Genomic DNA, 21167 nt, shown 5'->3' with positions numbered 1-21167 from the left:
AGCCAGTGTTATTCAACTTTTGCTTAAATTACGTTCAAGCCAATTAATAGGCGCTATGTTTGTTTTGCTCAATTTCAGCAATGGTGACCGTACGCCACATTTTTTTGTAACACCAAAGGGTGTAACCAATAATAACGGGAATAAAAACAGCTACAACAATAAACATTAACCCTAAAGTTCCTTCACTCGATACCGTATCCCACATTAATAAACTGTGGTTTGGTTGGCTACTCGACGGCATAACAAAAGGAAACATAGCAATACCCGCCGTTAGAATAATACTCATAATGCTGACAGAACTACCAACAAAGGCAGTAACTTTTACCGACGTACTTTTGTTCTTTAGCCCCAATAAAAATGCCACTAACAACGGAGCTAGTAAACCAATAGCAGGTACCAGCCATAACAACGGCGACGCATTGTAATTAGTTAACCAAGCGCCAGCACCTGTAGTAACTTCTTTCATGGTAGGTTGAGCTTGTCCCATGGTATCGATAGTGCTCACCACTAAATAACCATCAATACTTTGCCAAACCATCACACCGGCCAAAGCAAAACAAAGCGCTAATATTACCGCTACCACGCGGCCAATATTGGCTGAGCGTTTTGCTACATCAGCATCAGTGCGCATTACTAGCCACGTTGAACCATGCATTAGCATCATCGCGACACTAACCACCCCCGCTAATAAAGTAAAAGGAGTAAACAAAGCGAAAAATGAACCGGTATAGGTAACGCGCATTAATTCGTCAAAACCAAATGACACCCCTTGTAATAAATTACCAAAAGCAACACCAAACACCAGTGGCGGCACCATAGAGCCAACAAATAAAGCTTTATCCCAATTTGTACGCCACTTTAATGATTCAATTTTACTACGATAATCAAAAGCGAGTGGACGTAAAAACAAGCTAAACAGTGTTAACATCATAGCAAAATAAAAGCCGCTAAAAGCCGTAGCATAAACCAGAGGCCAGGCAGCAAACAAAGAAGCACCGGCGGTAATAAACCACACTTGGTTACCATCCCAATGCGCACCTACAGTATTAATAACAACACGACTTTCATCATCTTTTTTCGCCACGAAAGGCAACAAACCACCCACGCCCATATCCATACCATCGGTGATCGCAAAGCCGATGAAAAGGAAGCCAATCAGACACCACCAAATTAGTTTTAATGTTTCGTAATCAAACATCTATTTTCCCCTTAAGAATTCTGGCTACGAAGACCAGACGTTGACGCTGGCGCTTGTTCAAAGTGATAACGCCCAGTATGTAAAGCACTTGGGCCTAAACGAGCAAACTTAATCATTAAATACATTTCGATAACAAATAAAATACTGTAAACCACAATAAAGGCGACCAGTGAAAACAATACATCACTAACAGCTAAGTTCGAAGTCGACATAAAGGTGGGTAACACTTCACTAATTGCCCAAGGTTGACGGCCAAATTCAGCCACAAACCAACCTGTTTCTATCGCAATCCATGGCAATGGTAGTGCAAGAAATATCGCTTTTAATAACCAACGTTTCTCTTCAATTACGCGTCGAGCATTAAAGTAAAAAGCAAGACAAAATAGCAATAACATAATAAAACCAGACGCGACCATCAGACGAAATGCCCAGAAAACAGGCGCAACTGGAGGAGTTGAGTCTTTAACTGCCATTTGTATTTGTGCTTCGGTCGCATCAACTACATTATCGGTATAACGTTTTAGCAATAATCCGTAGCCAAGATCATGTTTTGTCTCGTCAAATTTCGCGAGGTTTTCTGGCGTTTCTTCGCCATTGCGCAACTTCACTAAGTACTCATAAGCTATCATACCATTTCGAATACGCGGCTCATGTTCGCTTTGTAAATCACGTAAACCTATCACTTCTTCATCTAAAGAGCGTGTCGCGATAATACCTAATGCGTAAGGAATTTTTACCGCATAATGTGTTTCCATTGCTTCGTCATCAGGCAAACCGACTAAGGTAAATGCCGCCGGTGCTGGCTCGGTATGATATTCCGCTTCAATTGCGGCAAGTTTTACCCGTTGTACTTCCCCCACTTCATAGCCTGACTCATCGCCGAGTAAAATAACCGAAAATATAGCGGCTAGACCAAAGCCGGCTGCCACAGAGAATGAGCGCTTAGCAAAGGCTACATCTCGACCTTTAAGTAAATAATAACTACTGATGCTTAAAACGAACATAGCGCCAGCAACATAGCCAGCAGCCACCGTGTGAATAAACTTAACTTGTGCTACAGGATTGAAAATAATCTCGCTGAAGCTCACTAACTCCATACGCATAGTCAGGTAATTAAACTCACTGCCAATGGGGTTTTGCATCCAACCATTAGCAATTAATATCCACAAAGCAGAAAAGTTAGTACCCAGTGCCATTAATAACGTCCCCATTAAATGTTGACGCTTACTGAGCCTGTCCCAACCTAAAAAGAACATGCCGACAAAAGTCGACTCAAGAAAAAAGGCCATTAAACCTTCGATGGCTAAAGGCGCGCCAAATACATCGCCAACATAATGCGAATAATATGACCAGTTAGTACCAAACTCAAACTCCATGGTTAAGCCTGTAGCGACACCAATGGCGAAATTGATACCAAATAATTTGCCCCAAAACTTGGTCATATCACGATAGATCTCTCGACCTGTCATGACATAAACGGATTCCATGATAAATAAAATCCAAGTCAACCCTAATGTTAAAGGGACAAACAAAAAATGAAATAAAGCAGTAACAGCAAACTGCCACCGCGATAACTCGACTAATGTTTCATTAATCATATTGATTACTCTCGTTATTATTCTTTATATGCAAAAAAAGGTGCTGATGTAAGTATGCTGTTGAATAACTAACCCACATAGCATTTGCTCTTAATATTGACGAACTATCACGACGATAGTTTAGTTATAAACAAAAGCGATTACCGTCGAAATCAGTGCATTTGTATCCATTTACTAAGCTAAAAAAATCTGAAAAAGCATAGCTAACATCGATATAGCAATAAGAGTGCCAAAAAAATCTGTAGATTATTAACTTTAAAGATAAAACTAAGTGACTGAAATAATTATAAATATAGCTTTACGATTAAAAAAAATATTTAAATACACTTTAATTGCGCCATAAGTGTCACTAAACTATGTATCATTTTGCCATTATTGACAATTTCAATAGCAAAGGGTGCAGAGCCTGTGGTCCATCAAACTATTCAATCTATTATCGAGTCGGTCGAAAAACCGGCTATTTTTATTACTCCAGACTACGCCATTGAAGCAGTAAACCAAGCCTATCGAGATACTTACAAAAAAGAAGTGATATTAGGGAAAAGTAAGTGTTACGAAGTTTCACATAATGCTAATCAACCTTGTGATCAACAAGGAGAAAGCTGCCCGCTATCGTCATGTAAAAAAACCGGTAAGAATAGTTCTGCGCTTCATATTCATAAAACAGGCGCTGGCGAGATTTATTGCAATATTTTGATGAAACCTGTTAAAGATAATAACGGCATAACCATTGGTTTTTTAGAGATATTAGAAAAAGTGGATTTTGCCAGCAGCGTGAGCAGCGATCGCAGATTAATTGGCAAAAGTAAGCCTTTTCAAGCGCTGCTTAAAATGATCACACGCAGTGCCAATAGTAACATCAGTGTTTTACTACAAGGCGAAACTGGCACAGGTAAAGAGTTGGCTGCACAGTCAATTCACCAAGCCGGTAAGCGAGCAACTAAACCCTTCATAGAAGTTGAATGTACTGGGCTGAGTGAATCTTTATTTGAGTCAGAATTATTTGGTCACGAAAAAGGCGCTTTTACTGGCGCAAGCACCAGTAAAAAAGGTTTAGTGTGCATGGCGAAAGGCGGCACCTTATTTTTAGATGAAATAGGCGATGTGCCGCTTAATTTGCAAGTAAAATTATTGCGCTTACTTGAAACAGGACAATATCGCCGGGTAGGTAGTGTTGACAAGCAAATCGCTGATTTTAGATTAATTTGCGCCAGCCATAAAAATTTAGAACAGATGGTAGAGTCTGGTGAATTTCGACAAGATTTATATTATCGCATTGCCGCCTTCCCTATTAGCTTACCAACACTGCGCGATAGAAAACCTGATATCGCCTTATTAGCTGAGCACTTATTATCAAAAAGTGAGTTTGCAGAGAAAAAATTCACCTGTGAAGCCTTGGCGCTCTTGAGTCATTATCATTACCCTGGAAATGTCAGAGAGCTAAACAATATAGTGCAACGCAGTGCGCTGTTGAGCGATGACGAGCTAATCAGTGTTGAGCACTTACCCAACCAAATCAAAGGCTTAAAAACGCTAGAAAATGACACGATAAATTTAACCATAAACGAAAAAAACCATATTACTGAATTGCTCAATCAATATGGTAACCAGCCAAAAATCATCGCAGATCATTTAGAGATCAGCGTCAGAACGCTGTATCGAAAACTGCAAAAGCATCAATTAAACATCAAAGAATTTACAGTACCGCCAAAATAAAGCACATATGAATAAAATCTAATTCCATGAAGAGTTAGCGTAAATCTAATGAAGGTTGTCCTATGTAATTAACAACGACAACTAATAATCACATTCACAGTGTTAATTACCACAGGTATTATGATACTGGCAACTTTACCTTCTAACTTTACTTTATAACTTAAGAAGTTATGCTAATCTACAAGAAAGTCAAATCACTTATTTTTATAGTTTGATTTACTATTAAATTATTATTTATAGTTCGACGAGTAGAGGCATTATCATGGATAAGATAAGCAAATATCAAGCAACCTTGCTAGTAATACTAATGAGTTTATTTAACGCACCACTTTTTAGTCAAGAAGTAGCTTCTGCCTGTGGCCATCACGACTATCCCCCTTGGAATTGGTCAAAAAATAAAAAAATTGTTGGTGTTTGTGCAGAAGTAACCGAAAAGCTATTTGCAAATATCGGAGTGAAGGTTGACTTAACCTACATTGGCCCTTGGAAAAGGTGCCAAAAAAATATTGAAGCAAGCCTCATAGATATCAATATTTGCTCTTTTATGACCCCTAAGCGCCAAAACTATAGTGAATATATAGCAACACCAATGGGGTACAATGAAAACGCAATTTTTGTAAAAAAAGGCCGTGAATTTCAGTTTACTCAATGGTCTGATTTAAATGGTAAAGTTGGTGTTATGATGCGTGGCGTCAGTATTGGGAAAGATTTCGATAACTTTTTAGAGCAAAATATTCAGGTACAACGCGTTAATAATAATAAACAAGTTTTTGGTCTACTGGAGCTAGAACGAGCGGACTTTACCCCTTATGGTCGTTACGCTGGCATCGCATTTTTGCAATCACTAAATATGCGCCAACAATTTACTATTTTGGATAAACCTGTTGTGCAAGGCAAACTTTATATCTCTATGTCTAAGCACTCTAAATACTTACATCTACTACCTGAAATTGAAGCCTTAATGCAAGAGCCTACATACTCCGAATGGGTTTCTCAGCTCATAAAAAAATATGCTGACATTTATGCAAACGATATATCTACTAGCCAAAAGCTGCTTCCCCCCGACATTGTTCAATAAGCGACTAAAGTTTAGGGTTATCTGATTTATCATCACGTCATACACTATTGCCATAATCTCGCCACTATTGCTCATAAAGTTGCCTCTTTTTTACCGCTCTAAACGCCTTTTATTTTGTTGAAATATCCCTAAGCCTATCAGCAAAATATTGGATATCAGATGTTTAAATCAAATAAGAAATTAGCACTTGTCGACTATCAAGACTCATATTACTACCTGCAAAAACGTAAAAAACAACGAAGAAAATGGTATAAGTTAATCGCCTTAGGGCTGCTTTTAAGCCTATTAATCGTTGTTATTGCCCCTTTAGCGCGCGCAAATACCGTCAATAATGCGCAAGAAAACCAAACAGAAACAGCAAGCAACGGGTTAATTCACGGTCCGCAATTGGTATTTAATCATCCTGAGCAATTACAAAACATTGCCCTGCCCATAGACATAAGTGCTGATATTGAAGTGAATGGTCTCGTTGCCTATGCCAAAATAAAGCAAGTTTTTATTAACCCTTATAACCTTGAACTAGAGGCAAAGTATCAATTTCCATTACCTGAAGATGCAGCGATTAAGCACTTAAAAGTACAAGTTGGCGAGCAAGAGATTATTGGTCAAATAATGGAAAAGCAAGCCGCGAAAGCGGTTTATAACAGCGCAAAACAACAAGGCAAAAAAGCCAGTTTAGTACAACAACAACGTCCAAACTTATTCACTAACAATATTGCTAATATTCCTGCGCAATCAACCGTTGTGGTGACTTTAGAGTTTATTATGCCGGTAACCTTTGTTGATAATAAACTGAGCCTAACCTTACCTTTAGCAATAACCACGCGTTATCACAGTAATGATGATCAGCAATCGAAAACACAACAAGAAATCGAGTTAACCGCTCCAATCGCGAAGTCATTAGCAGACAGCCAAGCGTCAATCAACATTGCCCTCAACGCTGGTGCAAGTATTTCAACGATTAATAGTAATAGCCACAAAATAAATAGCACAGCAATAACACAAGACCAATCGTCATATTTGATCACACTCACTCATGAGCAAGCGTTAGCCGATAGAGATTTTACTCTGCACTGGCAATTGCAAGCGAGTCAACAACCGCAAATAAGCAGCTTTACCGAGCAGGTTAACGGTGAGTACTTCACATTATTGACTTTTTTCCCGCCTCAACTTGAAAGCTCAGCAACTTTAGCGCGCGATATTATCTTCATAATTGATACCTCAGGATCAATGCAAGGGAACTCAATGACACAAGCAAAAACGAGCCTTGAGCAAGCTATTTTACAACTGAATGAAAAAGACAGTTTTAACATTATTGCTTTTAACAACACCGTTGATTTGTTGTTTCCTATAACGCATATGGCATCACAACGTAATATTGGCCAAGCACAACAATTTATTAGTCGCTTACAAGCAGATGGCGGTACAGAAATGTATCGACCATTGAGCCAAGCACTGATAATGGATAAAGCACAACAACAAACAGAAAAAGCAATTCGCCAAGTAGTATTTATTACCGATGGCGCGGTAGCAAATGAGTTTGAATTGATGCAATTACTTGATGGCGCGCAGCGAAACTTTCGACTATTTACCGTCGGTATCGGCGCAGCACCGAATGGCTACTTTATGAAAAAAGCAGCGCAATTTGGTCGCGGCAGTTATGTATTTATTCAAAATAACGCTGATGTGCAAAGCCAAATGTCAGCACTAATGGCAAAAATCAGTCATCCTGCTATTAGCAATATTTCTTTAATGTTCGACAATCAGGTTCATCAACAAGTTGAGGCTTATCCGAAAAAAATTACCGATTTATACCTAGGTGAGCCGATGCAAGTAACCCTTAAATCTAAACTCCCGATCACCAGTGTTCAAGTCATGGGAGATACGGCTACGTTACCTTGGTACCAGCAAGTTATTGTTGATGATAGCCGCTCAGCCCAAGCTGTATCAACGCTTTGGGCTCGAGAAAAAATCGCAGACTTGCTTGATAGCTTAGTTACGGGGGCTAACAAAGAACAAGTGAAAACTGAAGTGATTGCAACCTCGATTGCCCATCAAACATTGTCACCGTATACCAGCTTTATTGCTGTAGAAAAACCGCTAGAAAATAACGTATTGACCGCAAAAAATCGAGCATCAACCGCCAAACGTCAAGCAAAATCCTTAGCAAGAGCGCATGAAAATTTAATGGTCGCTATGCCAAGAACCGCATTGGGTTGGCATCAACAATTACTTATCGGTGTACTATTGATGCTGCTTGCATCACTACTCCTTAGGTATAATAAAAGTAAGGCCGATGCAGGCCTGCACGAAGGTAATCAACATGAATAGCCTGGCTGAGCAAAGTAATAAAACGGCCAATAAAACGAGTAGCAAACCCCGTAGGATGTTATTGGCCTGGGGCCTACTAATAATTGGCATGTTACTGTCTATTCAAGCAAGTTGGCTACCTGCAAAAGCTTGGCTATCGCAGCAATTAATACAGCACAGTTGGCAACAAGCAATGGCGACACAAGCAAACACGGTCAGTGCTAACTATCCGCAAACAGCAAGTAAACCTTGGCCTTGGGCAGATACCTTCCCTATAGCTGAGCTAGCATTTCAACGCTTAGATAAAAGCCTTGTAGTATTAAATGGCGGCGATCCAACCACTTTAGCTTTTTCTGCCGGGGCTATTGCACCATTTAATCAAACAAATGGCACCAAACCCTTTGTGGTTGCGGGGCACCGCGATAGTCACTTTTCATTTTTAAAGGAGGTTGCGATGAAAGATATTATTTCGTTAACGGATACTCAAGGGCGAGACCAACTATATCAAGTAGAGCGTATCGATATTGTCGACGCTGCTTCAGGGCAGCTTCCATTACTAGCAGATGAGTCAAACTTAGTACTTATCACTTGTTACCCATTTGAAGGAATAGGTAACGATGCTAATGAGCGCTATGTCATCACCGCAAGGCCAATATAAAAAATGCGAGGCGTGACGCTAATAATTACGGAAAATATAGCAAGTTAAGCGCAGCTAGCTGAGCCTAGTTAGTTGAAAGTAACTATGAGAGCAGCTAGCTGGAAAAGATTAATACCTCTAAACAACTATATCTAACACTATTCCTAATGCGCTACTGCTAATACACTATTTCCTAATACAATATCCCTAATACAGTATCCCTAAGTCAATAAGGTTAATTTATTCACGATATCTAAACGCGGGCCAGTCGCTATGCAAAGCGATTATCCCGACGACTCAACCGTTAGTAGCCATTAATTTTATCTACTGACGGAGGTATTTCACCTGTAGCACGAAAGCGCTGAATATTTTTTGCCACAATTTCACAGGCACTCTCCATGTTAGTTGGCGCTGAAATATGAGGTAGAACAGTTATATTGGGATGTTGCCAAAGTATACTATCAGCGCTTAAAGGCTCTTGGTCAAAAACATCAAGCACCGCATGACTTATATGTCCAAGCTCGAGCATCTGCAATAGCTCAGGGGTATTAATAATAGCGCCACGAGCAAAGTTAATCACACGACTCGCTTTAGGTAGCTGCATTAAAAGCGCTTTATTGATCAGCCCTTGTGTTGCGGAAGTTAACGGCAGCAAGCAAACTAAAATATCACTTTGCGTTAACATTTCAGTTAAGCCTTCAGCACCGCTGTAAGTGGTTATATTTTCAATAGTCTTGGCTGTACGACTCCAGCCCATCACCTTAAAACCATTTTGCTGTAATTGCTGAGCACTGGCTTGGCCTAGCTCGCCTAAACCGAGAATACCAATTCGCCTATCACTTGCTAATACATGAGGATGTTGTTGCCAATGCTTACTTTGTTGCTGTTGAGCATATAGAGGCATCTCGCGATGTAAATATAAACTCCATGCCAATACAGCCTCAGCCATGGTTTGACTGAGCGTAGGATCAATCAAGCGAACCACCTCAATGGTAGAATCTGCAAGCGCCATCATCAAGCGCTCAACGCCAGCCCAAACACTATGTAGCCATTTCAGGTTTTCAAACTCAGCTAATTGGCTAATATCAGGATTGGCAACAATGGCAAGTTGGCAGTGTGTCTTTTCTGCCGCTGACATATTACTGAAAGCAACAATCGTTTCGTTTGGCAACGCTTGATTTAGCGCAGCAATCCAAATAGCTTGTTCTTGCTCAGGTAATTGACTAATAAATGGGATCATCTAAGTTACATTAATAGGGTGCTGTTTTGTTTATAATACCCCAACAGAACAATCTTTTAATCTATTGATAAATAAAAACTTATAATTTTGTTCTTTCTTCCAACGCCCAACTAAGGTATAACGGCGCTATGAAAGTACCTAAACGCATACAGCCACTCGTTGATGATGGCCTAATAGACGAAGTAATAAGCCAATTAATGAGTGGAAAAGAAGCCACTGTATATATGGTACGTTGCGGCGACGATGTCCGCTGTGCGAAAGTTTACAAAGAAGCCATTAAACGTAGCTTTAAAAAAGCGGCACAATACCAAGAAGGTAGAAAGAGTCGCAATAGCCGTCGCGCCCGAGCAATGGAAAAAGGCTCAAAATACGGTCGAAACCAACAAGAGTCTGCCTGGCAAAATGCTGAGGTTGACGCCCTGTACAAATTGGCGGAAGCTGGCGTACGAGTGCCACAGCCTTTCGGCTGCTTCGACGGTGTTTTATTAATGGAGCTAGTTACTGATGACGCAGGTGATGTTGCACCACGCTTAAATGACGTAGTCATGTCAGCAGAACAAGCACAAGAAGATCACATATTAGTCATGCATTACGTTAAGTTAATGCTATGTGCTGGCATTATTCATGGTGACTTATCTGAATTTAACGTGCTGGTTGACGACTATGGCCCGGTTATTATTGACTTACCGCAAGCCGTAGATGCTTCAGCTAACAACAATGCTAAAGCAATGTTAATGCGTGATGTCGCGAATATGACCAACTACTACGCTCAATTTTGCCCTGAATTAAAGCACAGTAAGTATGGCGAAGAAATGTGGGCTCTATTTGAAAGTGGTGAGCTAACAGCAGAATCAAACCTGACAGGCCTTTTCAAAGAAAACACTCAAAGTGCTGATGTTGATACCGTTTTAGAAGAAATCAAAGCCGCTTTTGAGGAAGAAGAAGCCAGAGTAGCACGCATCAGTGAAGCGAATGCTGTTGAAAGTGACTACTAACTAACTGTTTAACTCACTGTTTAACTAGGGTTCAAACAAGCTGTAAATTAAGCCTTAAAATTAAGCCCGCAACTGCATAAGTGTTGGGCTTAAAACCTCAAGCGCCACTAAAATATCAGCATCAATAAAAGCAGATAATCCCAGTAATAATTAACGTCGCTAATATTACCGTTTCACTGCCCATTAACAATACCGGTCGCCAGCCAACAGAAAATACTTGTTTCAACGAAGTTTTAACGCCAATAGCAACAATTGCCACCACCAATAAATTACTCGACATACTACGAATTATCTCAATCACCCAAAGCGGCAGTAAGCCCAAGTTTTTAACAAAGGCTAAAACAAAAAACATAATCAAAAAACTAGGAATAAAAGCACTAACACCGCCTGGCATCTCGCTATCTTTTTCTTTGTACGCTAGAAAAACCATCATAACAATCGGCATTAGTAACGCGACTCTGAGCAGTTTAATATAAGTTGCAACATCGCCAGCTTCGGGTGAAATGCTATAGCCAGCGCCAATAACTTGCGCAACATCGTGAATAGCACCACCAATAAAAACGCCAGCCAGTTCGTCAGAAAAGCCTAAATAGCTTGCAATGATGGGATAAAATATCATCGACAGTGTACTAAAAGTGGTAATACCAATCACAGTTAACGCAAAATATTTTTCTTGGGATTTATCATTGGGTAATACTGTTGATATGGCCGCCGCCGCTGAAACACCACAAACGGCAACTGCCCCGCCTGACAAAACACCAAACATTTTAGGTAAAGCTAAAACTCGAGCAAACAGCACGCCAAATAATATCGTTAGCAACATGCTCACCATCACAATTAATGGTGGCGTAATACCGAGCGAGACAATATCGGCAAACGCAATACTTACGCCGAGTAAGCCAACACAAAAACGTAACAGCTCTCTTGAGCAGTAATTAACCCCTAGTTGAATATTCTGGTGTTGATAAAATGAATGTAATAGCAAGCCTAATAATAGTGCGCACAACATAACCGGCGCTTGATAGCGATCAGCGACGATTGTTGCAAGAACAGCAACCAATGAACATAAAATTGCACCAAGTAATGTAGCTTTCAAATTGACGAGCATTTCTTCATTAAACCGAAAGGTTATTTAGCGAAAGTGAGAGAATAAATTGTATCATCAGTATCAATGTTTTGGTTATTTTTCTAATAAAAACAGATAAAAAGCGGCTTTATGGGCATAGCACTTCTTGGTGCTATTTCAGCTGAAATTAATCACTTTTATAGATTATATGCTGAGACTAAAATGTTTTTTCTTCGCAGAATTAGCATGAAAGTCAGTCTGTCGCTGTCGACTTGCTAAACCAGTGATTATTATTAGCTTTCGCTGCAAAGCGCACTAATAGCAAAGCAATAAATAGCACCATAATGGGCATTATAGTGCCTGCAGGACCGTAAACTTGATATGAGTTACTAATGAAAAATGCATGGAACATTTGTATAACAACACTAACAAATGACAGCACAAATAGCTTATAGCAAATAGGCTTTTTCATTAACAAAGCCAAACTGCCTAATGTGCCAGTAAACACCGCTATCGCAAAAGCAGTCGTTGCCCACCAAGGTGTGCTAGCAAGCAAATCTTGTTGAGGTTGTGGTAATTCAGCCAGTGTTGCTGGCGTCATCATCATTTGATTAATAAACGCCATCAAACCCAATAAATTCCACAACAGTGCTAAGGTGGCTGCAACTTTAAACCAACGAGGTATCGCTACTATTTCTGGCGCTTCCATACGATTAGGCATAATGATCCCTTTATTATTTATAGTAACGGTAAACTGATTATTATCGACTTAACGAACGTTATCCGTTTTTTAGTTTATGAATCCAAACAGCATCAAGAGACCAAGTTACGCTAAAATTAAGCGCTTAAGACGCTCTAGTAAGTTAATCTTAAGCTGATTTGAGCATAAGCTTTAGTTATTCTCCCCAAATATCTTTCGGTTTTAGCTTTAACACTTTTCGTTCACCGGGTTTACGCTCAACTTTAGTTTTATTAGGGTTAACATAAATTTTACTGGCATTAGCTTTTGCTGAGTTATAATTTTTAGCCGCTAAAACCTGTTCTAATTTATCTTTATTGTCTTCAACTGCCGGATTTTTTACTTGTGCTTTAGCACGACGTTGCACATGAAACTTTTTATCAATGCCCTGCAAAAAGTTACGGAGTACTTGATCTTTACATTCACGATAATTTTTATGATCGGGCTTGCGAGAAAAAGCACTTAACTCTGGTTTATTTAAATTAAAATTGGCTAAAGCTAATATTTCAATAATATCTTCAGCTTTTAAATTGAACGCTATTTTCAGTTTTGTCAAAATAAGATTGTTATTTAAACGTTTCTCAGCTTTGACAGGTTCGCCCTCTTTTTTACCACGACGCTCATTAATAAAACCATTTAAAAATGCAGCAAAAGTCGTATCAGGACAATTAACATAAGCCGGGTCTTCTTCTTTTTTTAACCAATTACTGATTTGATCACGCGTCACAGTTAAATCGCCGGCAGCAAAAATAGCAATAACCTTTTGATCATTAAAATTAAAGGTATATCTCAGGCGACGCAATACATCGTTGTTAGTCACAAACTTCTCCAAAGAACCAACGCATATCGCTGGTTAGTATTGTTTTTACATTACCTAATTTTATTCAGTATTTGTAATACAATGGTGATTCAATTACTGAGCATTATACACGCTTTAAATAATGAGATCTTTAGCTACCACGCGATTTAACACAAAAGCTTCAAGGCTTTACATTTAGCGGTTAAAGTTCAGGTAAAACTCATGTTAAGATACCGACAAATAATGCTGAAATCGTCAGGTAAATTGTCGAAACGCTTGGTTATATAAATTTCATCGTCAGTAAATAAAAGAGCAGTCATGAGTAAAAATGTTAGTCTATTCAATCCAGTATTAGCAAAAAGTCGAAGTAACAATGCTGATAGAAAAATCTGGCAAAACCTTCCTGGAAGTAGTGCAAGTGTTGCTATTTTTCATGGCGCATTATCATCTAAGCAACCGATACTATTACTCACTCACGATACGCCTTCCGCATTGCGTTTAGAGCAAGAGCTAGCGAGTTTGAATCAGCAGGCACAGCTACCCATTTGTTTATTTCCAGATTGGGAAACCTTACCTTACGATACATTTTCACCGCATCAAGATATTATTTCTCAGCGCTTGGCTACCTTGTACCAATTATCACGTATGGACAAGGGCATTGTTATTGTCCCCGTGTCGACGTTAATGCAACGTTTAGCACCTAAGCAATATTTAGAAGCCAATAGCTTAATCATCAAAAAAGGTGATAAAAAAGATTTACATCAACTCAGGCAAGAATTAGAAGCAAGCGGCTATCGCTGTGTTGATCAAGTAATGGAACACGGTGAGTTTTCTGCCCGTGGTGCGATACTTGATATTTTCCCTATGGGCAGTAAAACACCATTTCGTTTAGACTTTTTTGATGACGAAATTGATGAAATACGCTTATTTGATCCAGAAAACCAACGCTCGAGTGATAAAATTTCTGGTATTGATCTCCTACCCGCACATGAGTTTCCTACTGATACTGACGGCACTAACTTGTTTCGCAGCCAATATCGCGAACAGTTCACTAGTACTATCGATAAAGAATCTATTTATCATCAAGTTAGCAATGGCATTATGCCTGCTGGCATCGAATACTATTTGCCACTATTTTTCGAACAAACCAATACCTTATGTGATTACCTCTCAGCAAACACCCTAGTAATTATCAGTGGTGATATCGATAAAGCCTTAACACATTACTGGTCAGATATTGAGTACCGCTATGAAGACAGACGCTACGATCCAACTCGGCCATTGCTGCCACCTAAGCAGTTATTTCTTAATAGTGAAGAGTTGTACAGCGCATTAAAGCCGTTTGATCGTATCAATTTAAAGCCCCAAGCTAATGACGACGAAGTTAAAACTTCGCAAATACAGTTTGATGTTCATTCACTGCCAGATCTAACGATAGATCATAAACTTAAGCAGCCATTTGAATTACTAAATAATTTCATTGCCAGTAAAGAAACACCAAAAAAACTGCTATTTGTTGCCGAAAGCCAAGGACGCCGAGAAAGTGTTTTAGAGTTACTGCACCGCAATAAAATTAAGCCCAATGTTTTTGATAGTATTGAAGACTTTGTTAATAGCGATGAGTTACTTGGCATCACGGTTAATGCCTTAAGTGCTGGCTTTATTTTTCAAGCCAAAGGCAGTGCTAAGAAAAATGCCATTGCCTTAATAACCGAAGCCGAATTACTCGGCGACCGAGTGCGCCAAACGCGTCGCCGTAATAAGCAACTCGATATCCAAAACGATGCAATATTTAAAAACTTAGCCGAACTGAGTATTGGACAACCGGTAGTTCATATTGAACACGGCATTGGTCGCTATATGGGCTTACAAACCATTGAAAATGGTGGCATTACCACTGAGTTTTTGATGCTTAGCTACGCGGGTGAGTCCAAGTTATATGTCCCGGTTGCCTCATTGCATTTAATCAGTCGCTATTCAGGTGCTGATGCAGATCATGCACCTTTACATAAACTTGGCAACGATACTTGGAGCAAAGCGAAGCAAAAAGCCGCAGAAAAAGTACGCGATGTGGCTGCTGAACTACTAGATATTTATGCTAAACGCGCCAGCAATCACGGTTATAGTTTTAAACGCGACAAAACTGAATATCGTGCATTTGCTGACAGCTTTGGTTTTGAAGAAACCTTAGATCAAGAACAAGCCATTAATGCCGTGATCAGCGATATGTTATCGCCACAAGCTATGGATAGATTAGTTTGTGGTGATGTCGGTTTTGGTAAAACCGAAGTGGCTATGCGGGCAGCTTTTGTGGCAGTAAACGACGGAAAACAAGTTGCGATATTAGTGCCAACTACCCTCCTTGCTCAACAGCACTACGAAAACTTCCGTGACCGCTTCGCTAATTGGCCAGTGAGCATTGAAGTACTGTCGCGCTTTAAAACCGCAAAAGAGCAAAATGCAGTTATCAAAGATGTTGAGTCAGGCCAAATAGACATCTTAATTGGTACACATAAGCTTTTACAAAACAGCATAAAATATAAAGATTTAGGTTTATTGATTGTTGATGAGGAACATAGATTTGGCGTTAAGCAAAAAGAAAAAATCAAACAGTTACGCGCCAATGTTGATATTTTAACCCTGACGGCAACCCCCATTCCACGTACCTTAAACATGGCCATGGGTGGCATGCGTGATTTATCTATCATAGCAACACCTCCAGCGAAACGCTTAGCGGTAAAAACATTTGTTCGACAACGTGATGATGCTTTAATACGCGAGTCTATTCTCAGAGAAATACTACGCGGTGGCCAGGTGTACTTTTTACATAACAATGTTGACACCATAGATAAAACCGCTGCAGATATTCAAGCATTACTGCCAGAAGCAAAAATAATTACCGCTCATGGTCAAATGCGCGAACGCGAACTCGAACGTATTATGAGTGACTTCTACCATCAACGTTACAACGTATTGGTATGTACTACGATTATTGAAACCGGTATCGATGTACCGAGTGCCAACACAATAATCATGGACCGAGCCGATCATTTAGGCTTAGCACAATTGCATCAATTGCGTGGCCGTGTTGGTCGTTCGCACCATCAAGCCTATGCTTATTTGTTAACACCACATGAAAAACGCATGACCAAAGATGCGAAAAAGCGTCTTGAAGCTATCGCATCATTAGAAGACTTAGGCGCAGGCTTCACCTTAGCAACCCATGATTTAGAAATTCGTGGAGCCGGCGAGCTACTAGGTGAAGATCAAAGTGGCTCAATGAGCCAAGTGGGTTTCAGTCTTTATATGGAAATGCTTGATGCCGCTGTTGCAGCCTTAAAAGACGGTAAACAACTATCGCTTGAGCAAGTGATGAAAACTCAAACTGAAGTCGATTTACGTGTTCCTGCTTTATTGCCTGACGACTATATTTTCGATGTTAGTATCCGTTTAAGCTTATACAAACGCATCGCGAGTTGTAAAAACAAACGAGCACTTGATGATGTACAAGTTGAATTGATTGATCGTTTTGGGCTATTACCGCAGCCGGCAAAAAACTTAATTCATATTGCCAAACTTAAACTTAAAGCTGAAAAAATTGGTATTGCCCGTATTGATGTTGGTCCAGCGGGCGGTGCTATTGAATTTAGCAGTGACACCAAAGTCGATGCTATGTTCATTATAGGGTTAATACAGCAACAACCAAAAATCTATAAAATGGACGACGCTAATAAATTGAAATTTAAGCAAGCAACTGAAGATGCAAAGTCTCGCTTTATTTTAGTTACCACTATGTTAAACGAGTTGGCTAATCATTTACGGGCATAACATCTCGCCAAATGCAGCAAGCGCCAAGGTAAATGATTGATAATTTATGTATTGATCAACTTTTGCTATTATTATAAACAAGCGAATGGCTTGGTAAAATAACCCTTAATTGGAAACTGAATGAAATTAACCCAACTATTTTTATGCTCTGCAGCCTTAACATTACCCCTAACATTACAGGCTGCAACATCAAAAAATAACGACCGATGGTTTGAAGTAGAAATTATCCTTTTTAGCCAATTAGGTGATAAAAGTCAGTTAACAGAAACTTTTCCAGACACCAGTGAGTTACCTAAGTATCGCCGCTCAGAGGACTTACTGGCTCGTTATTTAAACCCCGACATTCGTAGTTTAAAGCAACTACTGCCCAGTTGTGATAACCCTGAGTATCCTCAAGAACTGATTAAAACTCAAGCACAGTTACCGGCACTTTTTGAAGAAAAAACCTTAACGCAAATAGCGCAATTAACCGAAAACCTTACGTCAAACACAAGCGACGAAAACACGGTCACTGCCCCTGATTTAGTCGGTGATAATCGCTTCGAAGATACATCAAATATTAATACTACAGCGGCAACATACACGCCTAATGTCAGCAATAATGCTACGCAGACACAAGCTAATAGCCAAACAGATAATAACGACAGTGCAAGTAGCCCAAGCTCAAACAGTGCAGTTAACGCTAATATGGCTGAAATCAATTCGCTACCAAGCCAATTATCAACAGCAGAATATGAAAAAATACAAACCTTAGTATCAGCCGCTGACGCTGAATTCCAACAGCTAAAATTCCAATCTAGCGAAAACTTAGTAACTAAAGTTTTGTGTCGTATAGATCAGCATTATTTTGCTGAACATCAAGCTAATGATCCGAGTTTCGACTACTACGGCTTTACCGTTGATAAAATGCCGCTATTAATTGATGCCCCTGAAAATATCACTAACGACCAAAGCCATTTACTGAGTAAAGAGTCTTTACAACTTGGTGATGTCATCACAGATTTAAGATACAGCAAAAACTTCCGCCCATTATTGCATATGGGATGGCGACAAGTGGCTCGACCTAAAAAGCAATCGATTCCTGTCAAAGTTTACGCCGGAGAAAATTTTGCGGCTGATCACCAAAAAAAATTAACGCGCTTTAATGACTCAAAAACACAGCAAATAGCACAATTACTTGAACAAACAAACGCTGAAAACCCGACGATATCAGCGTTAACTGAAAAAATGACGGTTAACCTTGAGCAACTTAAAAGTGACCAAGCAGAACAGTTACAGGCCGCCAAAAAAGCGCGCTTAGAAAAAATTATTAGCCAAGTATCACAAGTCAATGACAACACAGATGAATTGCTAACTCAATTAGCCAACGAAGACTTATCTTTAAAGCTAGTTGGTGAAGATTTCACAACAGCTAAACAAGAAACACCACCGTTGCCACCAGTTCAACCATGGTTTATTGATGGTTTTTTTAATATTCATTTAAAACATTATTTGTTTATTACCGCTGATTTTAACATTTTGGATAAAAATTTATCAGAGCTTGCTACGGCACAATTAGCAAGCTCAAACTCAGCTACAGAGAAGTCAAATTCAACACAGGCCAAAGCTATTCGCTTTAAACAAAACCGACGAGTGATCAGTGGAGAGGTACATTATTTCGACCATCCCTACATGGGCATGATCGTTCAAATTAGACCTTACAAAAAACCCGATCTAGAGTCAGAATAAAATTACAACTTAACTCAGTCACAATTTTTATTTTTCAACAAGAGATAGTTAGAGAACATTATGGATAAAGAAATTGCAATTCAAGCAGCGGTATTTCGCCGTTTACTGGCACATTTAGACGATAGAAAAGATGTACAAAACATTGAGTTAATGAATCTTGCCGGCTTTTGTCGCAACTGTTTTTCGAAATGGACCGTCGCAGAAGCTGAAAAACTTGGTGTAACGGTTGATATTGACGATGCACGCGAACAGGTTTATGGCATGCCTTATAGCGAGTGGAAAGAAAAATACCAATTACCTGCAACCCCAGAACAACTAGAAAAGTTTAATCAAAAAAAATAAACGCATAGCAATGAGTGTTATTCATTACGCTCATTGCTATTATCTTCAACTTATATAATGATGTATTTGTAATTATTAACGATGTAATTATTAACCATGTATTTGGTATCCACGGATAATCAGCAAACATGATTAGCGAGGTATAACAAAGAAAATAAAGCAGTGAGGTAAGTAAACCGATGAGATGTTGCGTTTTTCTATTTATGCTAACCCTATGCTTAATGTTAAGCTTTTCAGTTGCTGCCCAGCAAGTGCTACGCACTTCATATTACATGCAAAATATTGCCCCACAGCTTTTTTTCGATGCAGACGGTCGGCCGACTAGCGGCATTTTATTTGATATAACCCACGCTATCGCCGACAAACTCGACGCTAAACTTGAAATGCTGCCCATTCCACGTAAAAGAGTGGAGCAATCCTTAATCAGGAACATTGTTGATATGCATTGTGTTGCCAATAAAAAATGGTATAAACGCGGTGACTTGCATTGGAGTAGCGTACTTTACAGTACTCCAGATATTCTGATTAATAATATCGGCATGACAGACATATCTGATTTAGCTAAGCAAAAAAAGCTCAAAATTGGCACGTCTCTGGGCTATATCTACCCCGAGTTAGTCACTTTTATCCAAAATGGAAACATTCTACCGGTAACCAGTTTGTCGCCAGGTGATAGCTATAAAATGTATCGTAAGAATAGAATTGCAGGCTTTGTTATTCCTGAAATTGAAGCATCATACCTCGCCAAAGAGCCGTCAGACGCTGTTATAAGCTTAAATGAGAATGAAATACGCTGTGCTTTCTCTCCCAGTATGAAAAGAAAACAAGTAAAAAAAATTAATAATATTATTTTGGATTTAAAGTCTTCAGGGCAAATCGATATGATATTAAGTAAATACAACAGCACCCGTAGAATATTAGCTCACGATGACGCTATCGCAGTCGAGTAATGCGCTATTGATGCGCCATCATCAAACTTTAAGGCATAAGCCTGTTGCCGTTGTTCGCCTATCATTTTTATCACGAGACTCTAACCAGCGGCCACGTTTCATCGAATGCTGACGCCGATCATCACCCGTTCGACGTTCATGTTCAGGCAGTGTTTTTACTTGATTATTCAGCGGTGTTTCTAGGCTTTCAGGTTGAGAGTTTTTATCGGTTTTCTTTGCTCGCCCTTGCTTTGCTTGAGGTTGCTGTCGACGACTGTCTTTTGCTGAGGGCTCAGCTTTGACAGTGTAACTTGAGGGTAATAACTCTGCTAGAACGTCCATTGAACTTGCGCTTCCAAATGCTTAAAGAATGACTGATTGTTCATTAAATCGGCAGCAATAATTAAAAGTTTAGTTATTTATTTAACAGAGGCTAACGAATTACTATTTCAAAATGTTAGCTCGTGTTAATAGTCAAAATTAACGGGAAACGCATCAATCGATGATAAATTTAACCTATCTAACCTGAACACTGGATAATGAGTGCTTGATATTCCAGCGAATCAATAACTTAGGTGGCAAAGTAAATGCTATAGCAAGGCGAACATCACTAATAGATACCATCAATGCTTCATTTTATGCCATTGCCAAGGCAAAACGTTTATGGGTAGCGAGCTATTTAACGACGTTTTAACGCAGATAATAGCTTAAAGGGAGGATTGAGCAAGTGCTGCTTACCCAGAGTTCAGGCTATCTATTAAGTTTTGCCCCCTAACCTGTAAAATCATCTTAAACAGTCAGCTTTGCCACCAAAGCGGTCACTCATTAAATACTAAAAAGCCGCTTCAAAGCACGCCATAACTTAAGCCTTTGATATATAAAATATGTCTACCAGATTACGAGTTTGAAATTTTTTTGTATTAACCAAAGTAAGCTGATTTTTTCTTAGTAGAGCTAGGGATTT

Annotated in this window: 16 protein-coding genes; 9 read left to right on the top strand and 7 right to left on the bottom strand. The window is 39.4% G+C overall.

The annotated features are described in order from the left end of the window. Positions 1–43: 43 nt before the first annotated feature. Together cydB and B0169_RS14185 are read right to left on the bottom strand one after the other, a co-directional pair. Positions 44–1198 carry a cytochrome d ubiquinol oxidase subunit II gene (gene cydB, locus B0169_RS14190; protein ID WP_077286880.1) on the bottom strand — a complete coding sequence of 385 codons (1155 nt, stop codon included), beginning with the start codon at positions 1196–1198 and terminating at the stop codon, positions 44–46. An 11-nt stretch (positions 1199–1209) separates the two neighbouring features. Beyond that, positions 1210–2796, bottom strand: coding sequence for a cytochrome ubiquinol oxidase subunit I (locus B0169_RS14185; protein WP_077286878.1), 1587 nt, complete (start codon positions 2794–2796; stop codon positions 1210–1212). A gap of 375 nt (positions 2797–3171) precedes the next feature. Between B0169_RS14185 and B0169_RS14180 the strand changes: the two genes are divergently transcribed. The 4 genes from B0169_RS14180 (at position 3172) to B0169_RS14165 (ending at position 8558) form a co-directional block, all read left to right on the top strand. Next, complete coding sequence (locus B0169_RS14180; protein ID WP_235838587.1) at positions 3172–4512, top strand: sigma-54 interaction domain-containing protein; 1341 nt, start codon at positions 3172–3174, stop codon at positions 4510–4512. Positions 4513–4774: 262 nt separating this feature from the next. Next, a complete protein-coding gene (locus B0169_RS14175) occupies positions 4775–5590 on the top strand; it encodes a substrate-binding periplasmic protein (RefSeq protein ID WP_077286876.1) in 816 nt (271 codons plus the stop codon). 159 nt (positions 5591–5749) lie between these two features. Continuing rightward, positions 5750–7921 carry a marine proteobacterial sortase target protein gene (locus tag B0169_RS14170; protein ID WP_077286874.1) on the top strand — a complete coding sequence of 724 codons (2172 nt, stop codon included), beginning with the start codon at positions 5750–5752 and terminating at the stop codon, positions 7919–7921. Continuing rightward, positions 7914–8558: a class GN sortase gene (locus B0169_RS14165; RefSeq protein WP_158077100.1), complete on the top strand. Its 645-nt coding sequence runs from the start codon at positions 7914–7916 to the stop codon at positions 8556–8558. Before B0169_RS14170 ends, B0169_RS14165 begins: the two co-directional genes overlap by 8 nt. A gap of 283 nt (positions 8559–8841) precedes the next feature. On the opposite strand, the gene B0169_RS14160 is transcribed toward B0169_RS14165, so the two are convergent. Further along, positions 8842–9777 (bottom strand): 2-hydroxyacid dehydrogenase, encoded by a 936-nt coding sequence (locus B0169_RS14160; protein ID WP_077286870.1) that lies wholly within the window; start codon positions 9775–9777, stop codon positions 8842–8844. Between the two features lie 128 nt (positions 9778–9905). Between B0169_RS14160 and B0169_RS14155 the strand changes: the two genes are divergently transcribed. Further along, positions 9906–10772 carry a PA4780 family RIO1-like protein kinase gene (locus tag B0169_RS14155; RefSeq protein WP_077286868.1) on the top strand — a complete coding sequence of 289 codons (867 nt, stop codon included), beginning with the start codon at positions 9906–9908 and terminating at the stop codon, positions 10770–10772. 121 nt (positions 10773–10893) lie between these two features. Here the strand turns inward: B0169_RS14155 and B0169_RS14150 are convergent, their stop codons facing one another. The 3 genes from B0169_RS14150 to B0169_RS14140 all read right to left on the bottom strand — a co-directional run bounded on the left by B0169_RS14150 (position 10894) and on the right by B0169_RS14140 (position 13397). Further along, a complete protein-coding gene (locus B0169_RS14150; protein ID WP_158077099.1) occupies positions 10894–11868 on the bottom strand; it encodes a YeiH family protein in 975 nt (324 codons plus the stop codon). 223 nt (positions 11869–12091) lie between these two features. Next, positions 12092–12559, bottom strand: coding sequence for a hypothetical protein (locus B0169_RS14145; protein ID WP_235838579.1), 468 nt, complete (start codon positions 12557–12559; stop codon positions 12092–12094). Between the two features lie 175 nt (positions 12560–12734). Next, on the bottom strand, positions 12735–13397 hold the full coding sequence (locus B0169_RS14140; protein WP_077286864.1) for a YehS family protein: 663 nt from the start codon (positions 13395–13397) through the stop codon (positions 12735–12737). Positions 13398–13694: 297 nt separating this feature from the next. Here B0169_RS14140 and mfd point away from each other — a divergent pair, with 297 nt between their 5' ends. From mfd to B0169_RS14120, 4 genes are all read left to right on the top strand, one after another. Next, on the top strand, positions 13695–17204 hold the full coding sequence (gene mfd, locus B0169_RS14135; RefSeq protein ID WP_077286862.1) for a transcription-repair coupling factor: 3510 nt from the start codon (positions 13695–13697) through the stop codon (positions 17202–17204). Positions 17205–17324: 120 nt separating this feature from the next. After that, positions 17325–18932, top strand: a complete 1608-nt coding sequence (locus B0169_RS14130) for a CsiV family protein (RefSeq protein WP_077286860.1) — start codon at positions 17325–17327, stop codon at positions 18930–18932. A gap of 60 nt (positions 18933–18992) precedes the next feature. Next, entirely contained in the window at positions 18993–19274 is a 282-nt protein-coding gene (locus tag B0169_RS14125) for a DUF1244 domain-containing protein (protein ID WP_077286858.1), read from the top strand. Between the two features lie 221 nt (positions 19275–19495). Next, positions 19496–20224 carry a substrate-binding periplasmic protein gene (locus tag B0169_RS14120; protein WP_158077098.1) on the top strand — a complete coding sequence of 243 codons (729 nt, stop codon included), beginning with the start codon at positions 19496–19498 and terminating at the stop codon, positions 20222–20224. Between the two features lie 21 nt (positions 20225–20245). On the opposite strand, the gene B0169_RS14115 is transcribed toward B0169_RS14120, so the two are convergent. Then, positions 20246–20545 carry a hypothetical protein gene (locus B0169_RS14115; RefSeq protein ID WP_077286855.1) on the bottom strand — a complete coding sequence of 100 codons (300 nt, stop codon included), beginning with the start codon at positions 20543–20545 and terminating at the stop codon, positions 20246–20248. Between the last annotated feature and the right edge of the window lie 622 nt (positions 20546–21167).

This window comes from Cognaticolwellia aestuarii (genome assembly GCF_002000025.1).
Classification (GTDB): Bacteria; Pseudomonadota; Gammaproteobacteria; order Enterobacterales; family Alteromonadaceae; genus Cognaticolwellia; species Cognaticolwellia aestuarii.
Note: the sequence above shows the minus strand (reverse complement) of the source record. Positions and strands in the feature narration are given on the sequence as shown.